13 protein-coding genes are annotated in these 18295 nt (G+C 56.6%); 6 read left to right on the top strand and 7 right to left on the bottom strand.

Annotation, left to right across the window (positions count from 1 at the left end; all coding sequences use genetic code 11):
• Positions 1-36: 36 nt before the first annotated feature.
• The gene (locus tag AB4O41_RS12790) at positions 37-2565 is read right to left on the bottom strand and encodes a PepSY domain-containing protein (protein ID WP_460147965.1); all 2529 of its coding nucleotides are present in this window, start codon (positions 2563-2565) and stop codon (positions 37-39) included.
• 229 nt (positions 2566-2794) lie between these two features.
• Entirely contained in the window at positions 2795-5053 is a 2259-nt protein-coding gene (locus AB4O41_RS12785; protein WP_460147964.1) for a TonB-dependent receptor, read from the bottom strand.
• A 206-nt stretch (positions 5054-5259) separates the two neighbouring features.
• Here AB4O41_RS12785 and AB4O41_RS12780 point away from each other — a divergent pair, with 206 nt between their 5' ends.
• The 4 genes from AB4O41_RS12780 to AB4O41_RS12765 all read left to right on the top strand — a co-directional run bounded on the left by AB4O41_RS12780 (position 5260) and on the right by AB4O41_RS12765 (position 10230).
• The gene (locus AB4O41_RS12780; protein WP_460147963.1) at positions 5260-5940 is read left to right on the top strand and encodes a Fe2+-dependent dioxygenase; all 681 of its coding nucleotides are present in this window, start codon (positions 5260-5262) and stop codon (positions 5938-5940) included.
• The gene (locus AB4O41_RS12775; RefSeq protein WP_460147962.1) at positions 5941-6699 is read left to right on the top strand and encodes a tetratricopeptide repeat protein; all 759 of its coding nucleotides are present in this window, start codon (positions 5941-5943) and stop codon (positions 6697-6699) included.
• Positions 6700-7083: 384 nt separating this feature from the next.
• Positions 7084-9300 (top strand): alpha-xenorhabdolysin family binary toxin subunit A, encoded by a 2217-nt coding sequence (locus AB4O41_RS12770; RefSeq protein ID WP_460147961.1) that lies wholly within the window; start codon positions 7084-7086, stop codon positions 9298-9300.
• A gap of 216 nt (positions 9301-9516) precedes the next feature.
• Positions 9517-10230 (top strand): hypothetical protein, encoded by a 714-nt coding sequence (locus tag AB4O41_RS12765; protein WP_460147960.1) that lies wholly within the window; start codon positions 9517-9519, stop codon positions 10228-10230.
• Positions 10231-10273: 43 nt separating this feature from the next.
• Here the strand turns inward: AB4O41_RS12765 and AB4O41_RS12760 are convergent, their stop codons facing one another.
• The 5 genes from AB4O41_RS12760 to AB4O41_RS12740 form a co-directional block, all read right to left on the bottom strand.
• Positions 10274-11437 carry a type III PLP-dependent enzyme gene (locus AB4O41_RS12760; protein ID WP_123355945.1) on the bottom strand — a complete coding sequence of 388 codons (1164 nt, stop codon included), beginning with the start codon at positions 11435-11437 and terminating at the stop codon, positions 10274-10276.
• Between the two features lie 740 nt (positions 11438-12177).
• Positions 12178-13335 (bottom strand): osmoprotectant ABC transporter ATP-binding protein OsmV, encoded by a 1158-nt coding sequence (locus tag AB4O41_RS12755; protein WP_460147959.1) that lies wholly within the window; start codon positions 13333-13335, stop codon positions 12178-12180.
• Complete coding sequence (locus AB4O41_RS12750; RefSeq protein WP_007900392.1) at positions 13332-13985, bottom strand: ABC transporter permease; 654 nt, start codon at positions 13983-13985, stop codon at positions 13332-13334. Before AB4O41_RS12750 ends, AB4O41_RS12755 begins: the two co-directional genes overlap by 4 nt.
• Before the next feature lie 12 nt (positions 13986-13997).
• Entirely contained in the window at positions 13998-14891 is an 894-nt protein-coding gene (locus AB4O41_RS12745) for a glycine betaine ABC transporter substrate-binding protein (RefSeq protein WP_460147958.1), read from the bottom strand.
• Between the two features lie 20 nt (positions 14892-14911).
• Positions 14912-15628, bottom strand: coding sequence for an ABC transporter permease (locus tag AB4O41_RS12740; protein ID WP_007900385.1), 717 nt, complete (start codon positions 15626-15628; stop codon positions 14912-14914).
• 486 nt (positions 15629-16114) lie between these two features.
• Here AB4O41_RS12740 and AB4O41_RS12735 point away from each other — a divergent pair, with 486 nt between their 5' ends.
• Together AB4O41_RS12735 and AB4O41_RS12730 are read left to right on the top strand one after the other, a co-directional pair.
• Entirely contained in the window at positions 16115-17698 is a 1584-nt protein-coding gene (locus AB4O41_RS12735) for a peptide chain release factor 3 (protein WP_007942808.1), read from the top strand.
• A 229-nt stretch (positions 17699-17927) separates the two neighbouring features.
• A complete protein-coding gene (locus AB4O41_RS12730; protein WP_460147957.1) occupies positions 17928-18143 on the top strand; it encodes a hypothetical protein in 216 nt (71 codons plus the stop codon).
• Positions 18144-18295 lie beyond the last annotated feature (152 nt).

Below are 18295 nucleotides of genomic sequence, written 5' to 3'. Positions count from 1 at the left end.
CGCGGGCAAGCCCACTCCCACAGGGGATCAAGGGTGTCAGTAGACGTCGCGGCGGTAGCGGCCTTGTTCGATCAGGCGGTCGACCTCTTCAATACCCAGCAATTCGTTGAGCGCGTGATCCACCCCTGACGCCATCCCCTGCAAACTGCCGCAGATGTAAATCACGGCGCCATCGGCCAGCCATTTCTTCAACTCATCGGCCGACTCGCGCAGGCGATCCTGCACATAGATTTTCTCGGCCTGATCCCTGGAGAACGCCAGATCCAGCTGTGCCAGATCACCGTTGATCAACCATTCCTCCAGCTCTGCGCGGCACAGGTAGTCATGCTCGCGATTACGCTCGCCGAACAGGAGCCAGTGACGCTGCTGCCCGTCGGCAATCCGTGCCTTGAGCAAACTGCGCAACCCGGCCAGCCCGGTGCCGTTGCCCAGCAGGATCATCGGCACCGGTTCGTTCGGTAGATGAAAACCGCTGTTGCGGCGTACTCGCAGGCTGATGCTGCTACCCACGGGAGCGTGTTCGGTCAACCAGCCGGAACCGACGCCCAGGCTGCCGTCGGCATGCGACTCCTGACGCACGATCAACTCCAGCACGCCGTCGGCGGCGATCGAGGCGATGGAGTATTCGCGCATGGCCAACGGCACCAGGGCATCCGCCAGCGCTTGTGCGTGCAGGCCGACCAGATGGGCGCGGTTCTCGGGCAGTTGGCGGCTGGCGAGGGCTTGTTCCAGCGTTTGCGACAGGCCATCGAATTCAACCGTGGCCCGACCGTCAATCCCCAGGCCGTCGAGGAAATGCTCGATGGCCCACGGACAATTGCGCGGCAGCACTTCCACCAGATCTCCGGCCAGCCAGCTGCTGGTGGTGGGGGCGCTGAGGCCCAGCAAATACACAGGCGAACCGCTGCTGTCCGGGTTCATCAATTCGCGGTGGGTCAGGGTCCAGTTGTCGTAGCTTGGCGCTTGCCAGGTGTCCACCGGCGCCTGTCCGGTCAGCAGGCCGAGTTGCTGTTGCCAGTGGCGCAGGGCGTAGGGGTCACCGCTGTCGACTTCCACCGGGGCGAACAGGGTCTTGCCGCCGTGCTCGCCCAGCCAGGTGTGCAAGCGGCGGGCGAAGCCGCAGAAGTGTTGATACTGGCGGTCACCGAGGCCGAGCACGGCATAGTTAAGGCTGTCGAAGCTCAGCGCCCGGCCCAACACTTTGCGTTCGAATCCTCGGGCGCTGTCCGGCGCTTCGCCATCGCCGAAGGTGCTGACCACAAACAGCGCGTTGCTGGAATCCTGCAGGTCCTGTTCGCTGACATTGGCCAACGGTTGAACCTTCACCGGCAACCCGGCGGCCTGCAATTGCCCGGCGGTCTGCCAGGCCAGTTGTTCGGCGAATCCGCTCTGACTGGCGAAGCCGATCAGCCATGCCGGCGCGTCGCTGCCCGGTTGCGCGAGGCCTTTGCGGGCGTCCTTGATCTGACGTTTCTTGCGTCGACGGTCCAGGTACAGCAACCAGCCAGTGATGAAAAACAGTGGCATGGCCAGCGCGGCGATCGTCAGGATAATCCGCCCGATAATCCCGAAATAGCTGCCGACGTGCAGCGCGTAGATACTGGTCAGCAGCTGCGCCTTGAGGCTCTTGTCGCTGTAGCGGTCATGACGGCTGACGATGCCGGTCGCCGGATCGAGGGTGATCTGGTTCCGCGCCTGGTCGTGGGGTGAATTCTTCAGCAGATAGAACACCGTTGCCGGTTGCCCGGCCACGGGCGGCATCCGCACGTTGTAGGACGAAAGCCCAGGACCGGCGGCGCTGTAAATGCTGCTCCATATGGCGGCGTAATCGGCAGTGGGCGCCGGACCGCTTGGCGCAGGGCCGCGACCACTGCGCACTCGTTCGTTCTGCGGCGAATCGGAAAGCAGTCGGGTCAAGCCTTTGTTGTACCACTCGTACGACCAGGACAACCCGGTCAGCGCCGCCAGAAGGTAAAACACCAGGCACCAGGTACCGGCCACCGAATGCAGGTCCCAGTTGAAGCTGCGACCCTTTTTGTTCCAGTCCAGGGTCAGCCACGCGCGCCAGTTTTTCCACTGGCGCGGCCAGCGCAGGTACAGGCCTGACAGGCAGAAGAACAGCAGAATCAGCGTACAGGCGCCGGTGATCTGCCGGCCGGTATCGCCCATGGCCAGGACCCGGTGCAATTGCAGCATCAAGCCAAAGAAATCCTGGCCCGTGACGTCACCCATGAACTCGCCGGTGTACGGGTCGAAGTAGCGCATCGGCCCACGACGTTCACCGGGTGGCGCGGTGAAGATCACCCGCGCGGCGTTGCCGCTGTCGGTCTCGACCCAGAGCATCGAGACTGTTTTGCCCGAAGCACCTTCGATTTTCTCTACCAGCTCGGCAGGCGGCAGTACGCCTGCAACCTGCTTCTCGACGTGCAGTACAGAGGGGTTCAACGCTCGCAGGATTTCATCCTGGAACGATACCGTCGCCCCGGTGATGCCCATCAGGGCCAGGACCAGTCCGGCGCTGATGCCGAAAAACCAGTGCAACTGGAACAGGGATTTCTTCAACACGTCGCTCGCCTTGTTCGTTCAAAGTCATCATCACGGCGCGCATTATGCCGTGAGTTGTCGAGAAGGATTCTTTTTTACACACAAAAGCCCCGTTCACTTCGATGAACGGGGCCAGGGCGTTTCGCCCACCACTCTAGTGTGGGAGCGAGCCTGCTCGCGAAGGCTATGTCAGCCACAACAAATAAAGTGCGACAGACACCGTTTCGCGAGCAGGCTCGCTCCCACAGGATCAGAAGTGGAAGTTGGCACTCAGCAGGGCGGTACGGCCCGCCGCCACGTGTGCGTAGTGGTTCTGGAGTATCTGATCGAAGTAACGCTTGTCGGTCAGGTTCTGCACGTTGAGTTGCAGGTCGACGTTCTTGGTCAGGCGGTAGCTGGCCATCGCGTCGTAACGCCAGTAGGACGGGATCTCCACCGAATTGGCGACGTTGCCGAACTGGGAATCGACGTAGGTCGCACCGGCACCGACGGTCAACTTGTCCGGCACCAGATCGTAAGTCGACCAGAACGTGAAGTTGTTCTGGGGGGTGCTTGGCATGTGGTTGCCTTCATCGGCGGCGAGGGTGGTTTTGACCACTTCGCTGTCCATGTAGGTGTAACCGCCGAAGACTCTCCAGTTGCGGGTCAGCTTGCCGGCGTAGCTCAGTTCCAGGCCATTGACCTGCTGTTCGCCGTCCAGCACTTGCGTGGTGCCGCCGTCCGGATCGTTGATCCGCGCGTTGGTTTTCTCGGTGCGGAACAGCGCGGCGGTCAGCGACAGATCGTCACCGAAGAAGTCCCACTTGGTGCCGATTTCGTAGTTGCGGTTCTTTTCCGGATCCAGACTGGCGTTGTTCGCTGCCAGTTCCAGGCCACCGTTGCCGCTGGTTTCGCCGGCCGGGTTGCTGGAGGTCGAATAGGCCGCGTAGATGCTGCCGTTAGGCAACGGGTTGTAGACCACGCCGATCTGATAGTTCACCAGGTCACTGGTGTTCGCCCGGGAGAAATCGTTCGCTGGCGCTGTGCTGCTGGCGTTGGCGTGGCCGCTGGATTCAACCTGGTAGTTGTCATAACGCAGGCCCAGGTTCAGGGACCATTGCTCGTTGAACTTCAGGGTATCGAACACGTAGGCCGCGGCGGTTTTGGTGTCGGTGTCTGTGAACGCGGTGCTGTCGGTGATCGTGCCGTTCCAGTTATCCCCAGGTGTCGGGTTGTACAGGCTGGTGCAGTCGCCGGAGGTAAACAGGGCGCGGTTGCATCGGGTGCCGCTGGCAGTGGAAGTCAGGGTGTACGGACGGTTGTGGGTGTCCTGATAGGAAAACTCCAGACCGGTCACCAGGCTGTGCTCGATGGAGCCGGTGTTGAACTTGGCGCTCAGGTCGGTCTGGTTGATCCAGCCGCTGGACGTCGAGTTACGGCTCTTCGCGCCACGATAAACGCTGCCATTGACGACGTTGCCCTTGCTGTCGTCCGGGTTGCTGACGATGTAGTCCAGGGTCGAACGGGACATACGGAAGCTGTTCGATACGGTCAGGTCTTCATTCAGATCGTGTTCGATCTTGAGGGTGCCGCTGTCATTGGTGGTCTGGCGAAAGTCGCGACTGGTGAGGCCGTAGAAGTTGTCGCGGTCAACGTTGGCCGGCTTGTCGACGTTGTACTTGCTGCGGTTGGGGCTCAAGGTCAACGGAATGCCGTAGTCGGGCATGTCGTCCGTCTCGACGTGGTAGTAGCCGACGGTCAAGCGGGTGTCGGTGCCCAGGCCAAAGGCGAAGGACGGCGCCACACCCCAGCGACTGACGTCCACGGTATCCCGGCCGGCGACGTTGGCTTCGTGCTTCATCAGGTTCAGACGCAAGGCTGAGGTGTCGGTCATCTGCTGGTTCAGATCAAGGGTGGTGCGCTTGGTCTGGTCCGAGCCCCAAGTGAAGCCGCCGTTGTAGGCATTGCCCAGCTTGGGAGTCTTGCTCACCAGGTTCAGGCTGCCACCGGTGGAACCGGCGCCGGTGAAGGCCGAACCTGGGCCTTTGCTGACTTCGATCGATTCAACGTTGAAGATCTCGCGGCTCTGGGACGCAGGGTCGCGCATGCCATCGACGAACGTGTCGCTTTCGGCGTTGAAGCCGCGAATGATCGGACGATCGCCCGCCGGGTTGCCGCCCTCGCCGGCACCGAAGGTGATGCCCGGGGTAGTGCGCAGGGCGTCGACCAGGCTGGTGGCGCCGGTGTCGCGAATCACTTGTTGCGGGATCACAGTGACGCTTTTCGGCGTCTCGCGCAGTGGCGCGGTGTACTTTTTGGAGGCCGAAGTATCGGTCTTGTAGGAGGTGTCATTCTGCTCGGCCACAACGCTGGTCGCGTCCAGGGAAATGGCATTGTTCGGTGTTTTTTCGTCGGTCTTCTCGGCCGCGAAAACCATGTGGCCCGCAGAGCCGGCAGTGATCGCCACGCCAATTGCAGACGCGAGCAAACGCGGTGAACTGACCGTTAATTGTAGTTGTTGGCGTGACATGTGAATTCCCCTCCCCAAGGATTTGAGGCCGCGGAATATAGGGTAAACACGTATCTGTATCAATTGCGAAACGTTATTATTCGCGGCAAATTTACATTCTTTACAATTTACCTTTACGGTTTTTGTCGTTTCATTCGTCGCACGGGTTTTACACGGGCAATAAGAATCAATACCATTGGCGCCCCTTTGCCTTCAGGTGCCTTTCCATGTTGCTGCACATTCCCGGCGTGTTCGCGAAAGAAGAAGTGCAGCGCATTCGCGAGGCCCTGACGCAGGCGGATTGGGCCGATGGAAAAATCACTGCCGGTTATCAGTCGGCCAAGGCCAAGCACAATCTGCAACTGCCTGAAGGGCATCCGCTGGCCAAGGAAATCGGTGCGGCGATGCTCGAACGGTTGTGGAAAAATCCGCAGTTCATGTCAGCGGCATTACCGCACAAGGTCTTCCCTCCGTTACTGAACTGCTACACGGCTGGCGGCAGTTTCGACTTTCACATCGACAACGCCGTGCGTCAGCCCAAGGGTAGCATCGAACGGGTGCGCACCGACCTGTCGGCGACGTTGTTCTTCAGTGAACCGGAGGACTACGACGGCGGCGAACTGGAAATCCAGGACACCTTCGGCACCCAGCGCGTGAAATTACCGGCCGGCGACATGGTCCTGTATCCGGGCACCAGCCTGCACAAGGTCAACGCCGTCACTCGCGGCACCCGTTACGCCTCGTTTTTCTGGACGCAAAGCCTGGTGCGTGAAGACAGCCAGCGCGCTCTACTGTTCGAGATGGACGGGGCGATTCAACAGTTGACTCAGGACATGCCCGACCATCCTTCATTGATCCGCCTGACCGGCGCCTATCACAACCTGTTGCGTCGCTGGGTCGAGGTGTAAGTGACGGATTTTCGGTTACGCCGCGAGGAAATTCTCGACGGCGACCGCCTCAAATCGATGCTCGAAGAAAGCCCGGCGCGAGCGGCTCAGGCGATTCTGATCGCTGCCGGTGAAGGCATTCTTGATGCTCAGGCGTTGCTCGGGCAGATTCTGCTGGACGGGCGAGGGATTGGGCAGGATCAATCGCTGGCCGTGCGCTGGTTCGAGATTGCCGCTCAGGGTGGACACTTGATGGCGCGCAACATGCTCGGCCGTTGTCATGAGCATGGCTGGGGTTGCAACACCGACGCCTCGATTGCCGCGCGGCATTATCGAATCGCGGCAGACGCCGGCCTGGATTGGGCGATGTACAACTACGCCAATCTGCTGGCCACCGGGCGCGGGATAGCAGAAAGTCAGGCGCAAGCCCTGGCTTTGTATCGCCGCGCCGCCGAGTTGGGCCACGCCAAATCCATGAACCTGTTGGGCCGCTATCTGGAAGACGGACGCCGCTGCCCGCAGGATTTGTTTGCGGCTCGGGAATGGTATCGACGCTCGGCCGAAGGCGGGGATTTTCGCGGGCAGTTCAGTTATGCGGCGATATTGGCCGATGAGGGGCGTGTTGATGATGCGCTGGGCTGGTTGCGCAAGGCGCTGGCCGGTGGGAACGTGAACTTCTTGAGGGTCGGCAGTGAGTCATTGTTGAGCGCACGTAATCCACACATCCGCGGAATGGCTGAGGCTTATCGGTTGCGACTAGCTCAGTTGGCCTCGTTGTAACGGATTGTTGTTTCCGTTAACTTCTCGATAATGAAGTTTCATTCAGATTGTTGCGCGATAAAATGCATTGCCTGAACAGGTTTGATGCGTTAGTTGGTGTGCGCATTATGGGTAGATAAAGCCGTCGCTTGGGTAGCCAGTTTAAATTCAGGATAAATCGATTCACTCTCTGAGTGGCTCGTACTTTGTTTTAAAAGCTGCACCCGTCAGGTGTGCAGTGGCCATTGTCTGGGTTGTCGCGATTCTTAACACTTAATGGTTTGCGCGTGGTGTCCATGGTGTTCTAAGTTTTGTTTGCACGATATCTGTAGTGGGCTTGGGTAAGACGGCTCGTCAATATCGGCGAGAACTTAACGTGTACTAATGTCCGCAAAGGACAGGGAAATGGAATTCAAAATGGATAATAAAGTACTTGAGGCTGCTGTAAAAGCGCCCAAACTATTTGTGGATGCCTCGCTCGGCGAGGGGGATGAGTATAATCGGGGAGCCGGCATACAACTGACTAAAGAGCAGATTATCAGTCTGAGTAAGTATGAAACATTAGGGCTGTCTCTTCCCAAACTGTTTGACGATGTGGTCGCGTATTTAAATTATGGCGCGGGTGATAAAGGCGGCGTGGGGCTTACTGCCAAGGATTTTCTACGCACATTTACCTGCACGTATGACCATGCCAAGCGCTGGAGGCCATTACGTCAGAACATTATGCTGACAGGTACTCACCTTAAGATTTTTGGTGGCGATATCATCCGGATTGGCAAGGGAATTGTAGAAGTCTATGACAATCTCAAAGCGTCGGAATACCTGGAAAAACACAATATCAATACGCCAGAGGAGTATCTGAAACTGAAACTCCAGATTCCGAACCTTCCTGATCTTGGCTTGCCTGCGGGAGATGTTCCTGATATCAAGGGCTACCTCAATGACATGCTTAATAAGGTTAGAGGCTGTCATGCGAAGGCCGAGGAGGTAAGATCGGAGCTGGATAGCTTTGGCACCGATATGCGCGAGCAAGTGCTGCCGGAAATAAAGTTGCGATTGGAATTTGTTTCGAGAAATACTTATCAGGCAGATATTCAGGTTCTGCAAAATGAAATTGACCAGCGCTCGAAAAATATTGATGACCTCAATACGCAGTACGGTCAGCTGGTCCAGGACGCGATCAAGTCGGCGGCGACCCTAAATATTGGCGGTTTGATTCTCGGCATTTATCAGGGTGTCAAAGCTGAAAATATACGAAAAGAGCGAAACAGGCTGAAAGAAGAGCAACAAGTAGCCAATAAAAAAATGGCCAGTAAAAGCCAGACGCTGAGTTCCTTGAATAAAATCCGTGATGATCTTCAGAACCTTAGCTACGTTGCGATTGAAGCAGAGGTCGCGACTCAGAATCTTATGCTGGTGTGGAATGCACTGAGTACCTATATCACTGCCTCTGTAAAAGATGTCGATGCAATGGAGGAGGTAACTTCTTTGAGGCGATTTAAAAATCAAATACTCAGTATTATCGAGCCTTGGGAGCAAATAAAAGGAAGTTCGGATCAATTGCTGGGTGTGTTCGAAGAAGCTGATAAGGAATATGCAAATAGTAGCTTGGTTTTTCAGGGTGGGATAGTTATGCATTCGCTGTTTAATGATTTGGCTTCTCCAGGTTTCAGTATGATTAATTTGCGTGGCCATGACGCCGCGGTGCAACGAAAGAATACCACTGCTCAAATGCTTGTCGCGCAATACGATTACATGCCTGGCACCGTTGGAACAATGAACAATCTGGCGTTTGCTATCAACAAGATAACGTACGATCTGCGTGAGCAGGCCCAGTCAAACATTATCAATTTGGGCCGAGCGGAGAAAAAACTGAAAGGCTATCAGGACGAGATGGTGAAGAATCCGGGCGATGCGGACGAGATTCGAGAGGACATGGAGGTAGAGCTCAAAAAAGTATTTGATCAAATCTCCACACACGCTGAAGATCTAAAAAGTATTCAGAAGAGTATTAAGGCCCCGTATGACAGGAATGCTTCGGAAGAATGGGTTGTTACGCTGCAGCAGGATCGGGCATCCACAGAAGCATTAAAAATTAAATCCGAAGAGAAACTGGCTGAATTGCAAGAGCAGATGAAGTCCGTATCGTCAACCATTGACGCGATCGGTAAAGCCGGCATCGAAAAAATCGGTGATGAGGCAAAGTTATCGCTGGATAATTTGAACGCGTTGGGTTTGGCGCCGCCGCAGATTCAAATCGCCTTGTTAGCTATTGATACGCTGAAAAAGTTGATCTCAGGTATTGGGGAGGCCATTTCTTATCTCAACATGCTGGCGGCGTATAACAGTCTCAAGGAAAAAGCGGGTGATCTGCGTGGCCAGTTGCAAAAACACACCAAAGAAATCGCCCGGATTGATGGGAAGATTGAACTGGTAAACACGTTGGACGAGTTGGACGATGGGCGCTGGGAATATGTGACTGAATTTTCCAACCTGATTGCGGTCTTTGAAATTTTGTCCCGCGATTTTGCGCAGGATAAGTCGCTGCCTGTCGAGGAACGAGTTGATACCGCGATTACCCGGATCGCAGACGTTATTAAATACTTGACGCCTATCCAGTAATATTGAGGAGACGAGGAGGTGGGTTGCACACCCACCTCCTCAAAAATGGAATATGAATGCACTTGCCTATGAATTTACGCCTGCGCAGCGGCACGTATTAGATCGCTATACATATTTTCTCGGCTCCCTGCACCCGACATTCAACAATATACCGGTTGTGTTTGAGCGTCGAAAAAAAGCGGTCATCAACTTGCGGTTCTGGCCCGGGATTCGCGCTTGAACAATGCCTCGTTTAATGAGCGATATCTGCAAGCGTTTTGGGGGGTGACTGAAGACGTCAGACGTCTATGCAATGCTTATGCTGAAGACCTTGAAATATTTACCCGTGAATCTCTGGATATAACCAGGCAGACCTCCAGGAACGAACTCATTAGTCAAGTGGATTTCAGACTGTACAGTTTGTCCAGATCCCTGACCTGGGAGTTATTTCCGCCAGAGAAGGTACTGGATCTGGTTCACGAACTGGCGCTTCGTTTTTTTAATCTAAGGTCTGCGTTGAGGCAACTCAAATATACCGTTGTGGAAGTGTATAACGAGTCGTTTGGACTGAAATCGGTATTCATGCGGGCTATGGATCATCGATCCTGCTATTGCCATCCACAACCGAGTGTCGCGGAAGAGTTGTTTCGCGAGACGGGAACGACCCCTGTCTGGGACATTACTTACTCTTCCCGGGATGCTTCGGTCAGGGCAACAGAATATAAAGCCGATATTGCAGCGTTGTTTAATGGGTTCGCAGCTGTGAACTCCCGGATAAGCTTGTTTGTCGAGGAAATATATCAGCGTATCGATAACGCTATCAACGAACTCTTGAGAGCAAAAAGTGTGTCAAAGCTTGGAGAGTTGAATTTCGCGTTGGGCGCGGCTGTGGCGGGGGTCAGGGAGTTTTTATTAATGATGAATCACATTGAGGCATGGCTGCGCAAATAAAAAAGGTCCATGTTTTCATGGACCTTTTATTTCATGAGATCGCTTACACGTAGAACGATTTCAACGGCGGAAAGCCATTGAACTCAACCGCGCTGTAACTGGTGGTGTAAGCACCCGTCGACAACCAGTACAAACGATCACCAATCGCCAGGTTCAACGGCAAACCGTACTTGTAGTTCTCATACATGATGTCGGCGCTGTCGCAGGTTGGGCCGGCGATGACCACTTCTTCCATCTCGCCTTTCTTCTCGGTCCAGATCGGGAACTTGATGGCTTCGTCCATGGTTTCGATCAGGCCGGAGAACTTGCCCACATCCGTGTACACCCATCGCTCTACGGCGGTACGGGATTTACGCGCGACCAGCACCACTTCACTGACCAGAATGCCGGCGTTGGCGATCAGCGAACGGCCTGGTTCCAGGATGATTTCCGGCAGGTCGTCGCCGAAGTCTTCCTTGAGGAAGCGGATGATTTCTTCAGCGTAGGTTTCCAGGCTGTTGGTGCGGGTGATGTAGTTGGCCGGGAAGCCGCCGCCCATGTTGATCAGCTTCAGGTGAATGCCGTCTTCTTCTTTCAGGCGTTCGAAGATCACTTTGACCTTGGCGATCGCCGCGTCCCAGACGCTGATGTCGCGCTGCTGCGAACCGACGTGGAACGAGATGCCGTAAGGCACCAGACCCAGGTCGCGGGCGAGGATCAGCAGGTCCATGGCCATATCGGTCTGGCAGCCGAATTTACGCGACAGTGGCCAGTCGGCGGTGGTCGAGCCTTCGGTCAGGATGCGTACGTAGACTTTCGAGCCCGGAGCTGCCTTGGCGATGTTGCGCAGGTCGGCTTCGGAGTCGGTGGCGTACAGGCGCACGCCCTTGTCGTAGAAGTAGCGGATGTCTTTGGATTTCTTGATGGTGTTGCCGTAGCTGATGCGATCCGGGCCGACGCCCTGGTTCATCACTTTGTCGAGCTCGTAGATCGAGGCGATGTCGAAGTTCGAGCCTTTTTCTTTGAGCAGGTCGATGATTTCAACGGCCGGGTTGGCCTTGACTGCGTAGTAGACCTTGGCGAATTCGAAACCGGCGCGCAGGTCGTCGTAGGCCTGGCTGATCATCGCGGTGTCGATCACCACGAACGGGGTTTCTTGTTTGTCGGCGAAGGCCTTCATTTTCTGGAAGGTATCGCGCGCGAAATAGTCTTCGACGTTGATCGACATGCTGGGAACTCCTACTGGCAAACTGAAATTAACAATGGGTGCGAGGGTGTGTCATCAATGAGTTCGCGAGTGCGTTGTCGCCTGAGCGCGTGCCAGGCAAGGCGCAGGCCGCCGCTAATGGTCATTCCCTTCGCAAGGCCTGCAACGCAGCATGGCGCGCGCTCAGGCACAACCCGAAGGGCCGGGCCTGCTTTTGCGCAGGGCTGCGTTACTCGTCCCTTATTTGGAACAACCAAACTTCGGTCCTCGCGCCTTGCCCTGCGCAAAAGCAGGCCCGGGCGCACTCGTGAACTCATTGATGACACACCCTCCTGAACGTCCTCCGTATCCCCACTTTGGTTCGCCTACTTCCCAAGGCATGTCGCCGAAAGCAAAAAGGCCATGGGAAGCGGTGCTTTCCCTTGGCCTTGCTGTCTCGTCGTCAGTACTTGAGCCGGATGGATCGTTTCCAGCATGGACGTTCGGCGCGAACTTTAGGGCGTGAGGAGCTCGAGATCAACAAAAAATGTCGCGTTTTTGCACGCTTCCGTCGTGCGGTCCCGGACAGCTACTGATGTAACCGACCTGCATGACAGTGTGATGTTCCCCGAATGAGGGATTTTGGAGGGATTTGCAAGGCTGATCGTTCCCACGCTCTGCGTGGGAATGCCGCCCAGGACGCTCCGCGTCCAGCCGTTGAGACGCAGAGCGTCTCTGGATGCATTCCCACGCGGAGCGTGGGAACGATCAATAGAAAGGGATCAGGCCAACGCGGCTTCCGCTGGCGAAACAATACTGGTCTTGCCCCCACGAGACTTACCAGAGCTCAAATACTCGGCAATCGACTCCTGTGTCACTTCCCCCAGGAACACGCGCTCGGCATCCATCACCGGCAGCCACGAACGGTTGAACTCGTACATGCGCGAGAGCAGGATGCGCAAATGCTCGTCGTAGGCCGCGGTGGCGTTGAACTCGCGCAGGTATTGCGTGCAGGTGCCGGTCTGGCGGTGCAGGTCACGACGGCGCACATAGCCCAAGGCCTTGTTCTCGGCGCAGGTAACCACCACGTAGCGACGGTCGTGTTCGTCCATCAATTCCAGCGCATCGGCCACCGGCGTTTCCGGGCTCACCGACGGAGCGTTGTCCGCCGCGTCTTCGGCTTTCACCAGCAACAGACGCTTGAGGGTGCTGTCCTGGCCGACGAAGTTGCTGACAAAATCGTCCGCCGGGTGCGCGAGCAGGGTGTCCGGGTGGTCGATCTGCAGCAGTTTGCCCGCGCGGAAAATCGCGATCTTGTCGCCCAACTTGATCGCTTCGTCGATGTCGTGGCTGACCATGATCACGGTCTTGTTCAGTGCCCGTTGCATCTCGAAGAATTCGTTCTGAATCATCTCGCGGTTGATCGGGTCGACCGCGCCGAACGGTTCGTCCATCAACAACAGCGGTGCATCCGCCGCCAGCGCGCGAATCACGCCGATCCGTTGCTGTTGGCCACCGGACAATTCACGCGGATAGCGAGTCAGGTACTGCTTGGGTTCGAGCTTGATCATGCTCATCAACTCGCGGGCACGGTCGTGGCATTTCTGTTTGTCCCAGCCGAGCAGGCGCGGAACGATGGTGATGTTTTCTTCGATGGTTATGTTCGGGAACAGACCGATCTGCTGGATCACATAACCAATGTTGCGACGCAGGGTCACGGCGTCGAGGTCAGTGGTGTCTTCGCCGTTGATCAGGATCTTGCCCGAGGTTGGCTTGATCAGGCGGTTGATCATCTTCAGCGTGGTGCTTTTGCCGCAGCCCGATGGCCCCAGGAACACGCAGATCTCGCCTTCATTGACGGTCAGGCTTACCGAGTCCACGGCTTTCACATCTTTGCCGTTGCTTTGGAAGGTCTTACTGAGGTTTTGAAGTTCGATCATTTGAGCAATCCTTTTGGAGTCAGCGTGCGTTGCAGCCATTGCAGAAGCAGGTCGGCGAAGATGGCCAGGAGACTGACCAGCACGGCGCCGACGATCAGCATCGACATGTCGCTGCGGCTGATGGAAGCGAGAATGAGTACACCGAGGCCACCGGCGCCGATGGTTGCGGCGATGGTCATCACGCCGATATTCATCACCACGGCGGTGCGCACACCGGCGAGGATCACCGGCACGGCAATCGGCAGTTCGACCATGCGCAGGCGCTGGCCGAAGGTCATGCCAATACCGCGCGCTGCTTCGCGAATGCCCGGTTCGACGCCGGTCAGCGCCAAATAGGTGTTACGCATGATCGGCAGCAATGAGTACAGAAACACTGCGGTGATCGCCGGCATCGGGCCGAGGCCCTGGCCGAATTTCGAGTAGAACGGCAGCAGCAGGCCGAACAGCGCAATCGATGGCACAGTCAGCAACACCGTGGCGCTGGCTTGCAACGGGCCGGCCAGTGTCGGGAAACGGGTCATCAGGATACCCAGCGGCACGCCGACCAGAATCGCCAGGGTCACGGCGATGCCGACCAGGGTGATGTGCTGCCAGGTCAGGTGCAAAACCTGCGGCCAATCGAGATGGGAAAAGGCGTTCAAAAATTCCATGGCTTTTCCTCCTCAGTTGATGGGGTGCTGGCGCAGGAAATCTGCAGCAACGGATGAAGGGCTTTCATGATCGACATCGACCCGTGCGTTGAGCTGACGCATGGTGGCGTCGTCGAACAGTTCGGCCAGCGGCTTGAGCTCTTCGGCGAGTTTCGGATGGGCGTCGAGGTAAACCTGACGCACCACCGGCGCGGCGGTGTAGTCCGGGAAGTAATGTTTGTCGTCTTCGAGCAACTTGAGCTTGAAGGCGTTCAAACGACCGTCGGTGGTGTAGACCAGACCGGCAAACACCTGGCCATTGCGCAGGGCGGTGTAGACCAGCCCGGCGTCCATCTGACGGATGTTTTTACGCGTCAGGTTCATGCCGTAGAGATCAACCATGCCATCGAGACCGTCGGAACGGTTGGCAAACTCAGTGTCCAACGCGACGAGGTGATTGGTCTTCGCCTCAGCCTGCAGCACTGTGTTCAGCTCGCTCATGGTATTGATCTGCGGATAAGCCTTCGCGGTGTTTTCCGGCAGGGCCAGGGCGTAGGTATTGCTGAACTTCGACGGGGTGAGCCAGGCCAGGCCTTTTTTTGCGTCGAGTTCTTTCACTCGGGCGTAGGACTGAGCGCTGTCGAGCTTGTCGGTGACGTGGTTGTAAGCCACCAGCGACACGCCGGTGTATTCCCACATCAAATCCAGCTGGCCACTTTCGTGGGCGCTACGAGCCAGATTGCTGCCCAAACCGCCGGTCACTTGGGTGTCGTAACCCTTGGTTCGCAGGTATTGGGAAGTGATTTCTGCCAGCAGGGTTTGTTCGGTGAACACCCGGGCGCCGATGCGGATCACGGGTTTTTCAGCGGCTTGGGCAAATCCTGCGAACAACAGAACGCAGCCCAGTAATAGGCTTAGCTTTTTCATAAATATTCCTTTGCCGAGGCTTAAGACGGGCGCAAGCCGCGTTCGAGCCAGAGGCGGCTGGCGAGTGTCACCAGTCCGTCGAGCAGCAAGGCCAGCAGGGCGGTGCAGGCCGCGCCGAGCAGCAGTTGCGGCTGATTGTTCAGGGCGATGCCGGGGAAAATCAGGCTGCCCAGACTGTTGGCGCCGATCAGGAACGCCAGCGGTGCGGTACCGACGTTGATCGCCAGCGCCACGCGCACACCACCGATGATGATCGGCACGGCGTTCGGCAGTTCGACCCGCCATAGCACCTGAGTCGGTGTCATGCCGATGCCGACGGCTGCTTCCTTGAGTGAGCCCTGGACGTTTTTCAGCCCTTCATAGGTGTTGCGCACAATCGGCAACAGTGAGGCGAGGAACAAGGCGAAGATCGCAGGGCCGCTGCCGATGCCGAGGATACCCAGGGCGATGGCCAGTACGGCGAGTGGCGGCACGGTGTTGCCGATATTGAAGATCTGCATGAAACGTTCGGCACGTCCAACCATGGTCGGGCGGCTGAGGAAGATACCGGCGGGTATGCCCACTACAAGGGCGGCCAGCATGGAAACGAGGACGAGAATCAGATGAGCTTGCAGGTAAAACAACAAATCGTCGCGGTACTGTTCGATCGTGTTGATGCCAATCCAGTGGACCAGCAGGGCCAGAAGGGCGACGACAACCGCACCTCCTATCAGCCCTTTGCCATAGCGAATAGCCACAGGCGGACTCCTTTTTTCAGTCGGCGGACACCGCTTCGTGTTACGTGGCCGGGGTGGTCAGTTCTGTTTGCCCAACTTCGGCGCCAGAAGCTCATATCCTGCGTTGCTGTTCCTCGCCATAGCGAGCTATGACTCGTCACAGCGCCTGGGCTATGAACTTCCGGCATCCGAATTTGAGCAACAGAACTGACCACCCCGGCCACCAGCCATTCCTGGCTGCCGAAGACAGTGTTCGCGAAAAGCAGCTCTATCAGTGCCGGTAAAACGGCATGAAATCGAGCCATAAGCGCAGCCTCGTCAGGCTAACTTGCTGATTTTTCAACCCTGACGAATGGCCGTAACAGGGGAGTGGACGCCTCCACGCTCCGAAAGGTTCCCATCTGAAGCACCATTTGGCCACCCCTAATGTGCTCAACGGTTCGGTTCTTCGATGAAGTTGGGCTATAATCGCGGCCCTTTTTTGAATCACCTGCCAGGCGATTTCCCATGACCAAACAGGCCGCCGAAGTCGCGAAACGCCGCACTTTCGCCATTATTTCCCACCCCGATGCCGGTAAAACCACCATCACCGAGAAGCTCTTGCTGATGGGCAAGGCGATTGCGATTGCGGGCACGGTGAAATCTCGAAAATCCGACCGCCATGCCACCTCCGACTGGATGGAAATGGAAAAACAACGGGGTATTTCCATTACCACGTCGGTCATGCAGTTCCCGTATCGCGATCACATGATCAACCTGCTCGACACCCCGGGCCACGAAGACTTCTCCGAAGATACCTACCGCACCCTGACAGCGGTGGACTCGGCATTGATGGTCCTCGACGGCGGTAAGGGTGTAGAGCCGCGGACCATCGCGCTGATGGATGTCTGCCGTCTGCGTGACACGCCGATCGTCAGCTTCATCAACAAACTCGACCGTGACATTCGCGACCCGATCGAACTGCTCGACGAAATCGAAGCGGTCCTGAAGATCAAGGCTGCGCCGATCACCTGGCCGATCGGTTGCTACCGCGATTTCAAGGGTGTTTATCACCTCGCCGACGACTACATCATTGTCTACACCGCTGGCCACGGCCACGAGCGCACCGATGTGAAAATCATCGAGAAACTCGACTCCGATGAAGCCCGCGCGCACTTGGGCGACGAGTACGATCGCTTTGTCGATCAGTTGGAACTGGTGCAGGGCGCCTGCCACGAATTCAACCAGCAGGAATTCCTCGACGGCCAACTGACGCCGGTATTCTTCGGTACCGCTCTGGGCAACTTCGGTGTCGATCACGTGCTCGACGCCGTGGTCAACTGGGCGCCAAAACCGCTGGCCCGTGTCGCCAACGAACGTACCGTGGAACCGGTTGAAGAGAAATTCGCCGGCTTCGTGTTCAAGATTCAAGCGAACATGGACCCGAAACACCGCGACCGCATCGCCTTCATGCGGATCTGCTCCGGCAAGTACGAAAAAGGCATGAAGATGCGCCACGTGCGCACCGGCAAAGATGTACGGATCGGCGATGCGCTGACGTTCTTCTCCTCCGAGCGTGAGCAACTGGAAGAAGCGTTTGCCGGCGACATTATCGGCTTGCACAACCACGGCACTATCCAGATCGGCGACACCTTCACCGAAGGCGAAGTCCTGGGCTTCACCGGCATTCCGCACTTCGCCCCGGAACTGTTCCGTCGCGTGCGTCTGCGTGATCCGCTGAAATCCAAGCAACTGCGTCAGGGCCTGCAGCAATTGGCCGAAGAAGGCGCCACTCAGGTGTTCTTCCCCGAGCGCAGCAACGACATCATCCTCGGTGCCGTCGGTGTGCTGCAGTTCGATGTGGTCGCCAGCCGTTTGAAAGAGGAATACAAGGTCGAGTGCTCGTATGAGCCGATCACTGTTTATTCCGCGCGCTGGATTGATTGCGACGATAAGAAGAAGCTCGAGGAATTCCGGGTCAAGGCTGTGGAAAACCTTGCGGTCGATGGTGGTGGTCACCTGACCTACCTGGCTCCGACTCGGGTCAACCTGGCGCTGATGGAAGAGCGCTGGCCGGACGTGAAGTTCCGCGCGACGCGTGAGCATCATTAATCGGTAAAGATGCTTTAGGGGACATAAAAGGCGAAGCTTTCGAGCTTCGCCTTTTTATTTGGTGTTTGATCTTTTCGGCATAACACCTATTCCAAACCAATCTCTTCTCCAACGACATTTTCTGCTACCCGGTAGCGTGCTGTCTGGAGAACCCGGTCAATCGGAACTAAATTTCATTCAGTACCCTTTCAGGCATCCACGCGTCACCCAAGAAAGGATGGAATCGGCTATGAGTATTTTTCAACGCATTGTGTTGTTGCTTAAGGTTTTGGTGATGCTGTCCCTCGGCACGTCGGCGCTGGCGTGGGCAGAATGTCAGGACCATGAAAAACAGGCTTTTAATGGGCAAGGTGTGCACAGCGAGCTGATGATCGCTGCGACCGAATCAGACGAAGACGACCCAGACGCCGATGAGGATGAGGATGAGGAAGACAAGCAAACGTAGATGACGGACCAAAGAAAACCCCTTTTCCCCCGATTGATGCGCAATCGGAATAAAAGGGGTTGGTGAACAGGTCAAGTATCACTGTGGGAGCGGGCTTGCTCGCGAAGGCGTCATACCAGTCAATATCAATGTCGACTGACAGACCGCTTTCG

The sequence above is a fragment of the Pseudomonas sp. S2_A02 genome, from assembly GCF_054668495.1.
The sequence above is the reverse complement of the archived record's forward strand: the minus strand, read 5'-3'. Positions and strand labels throughout refer to the sequence as shown.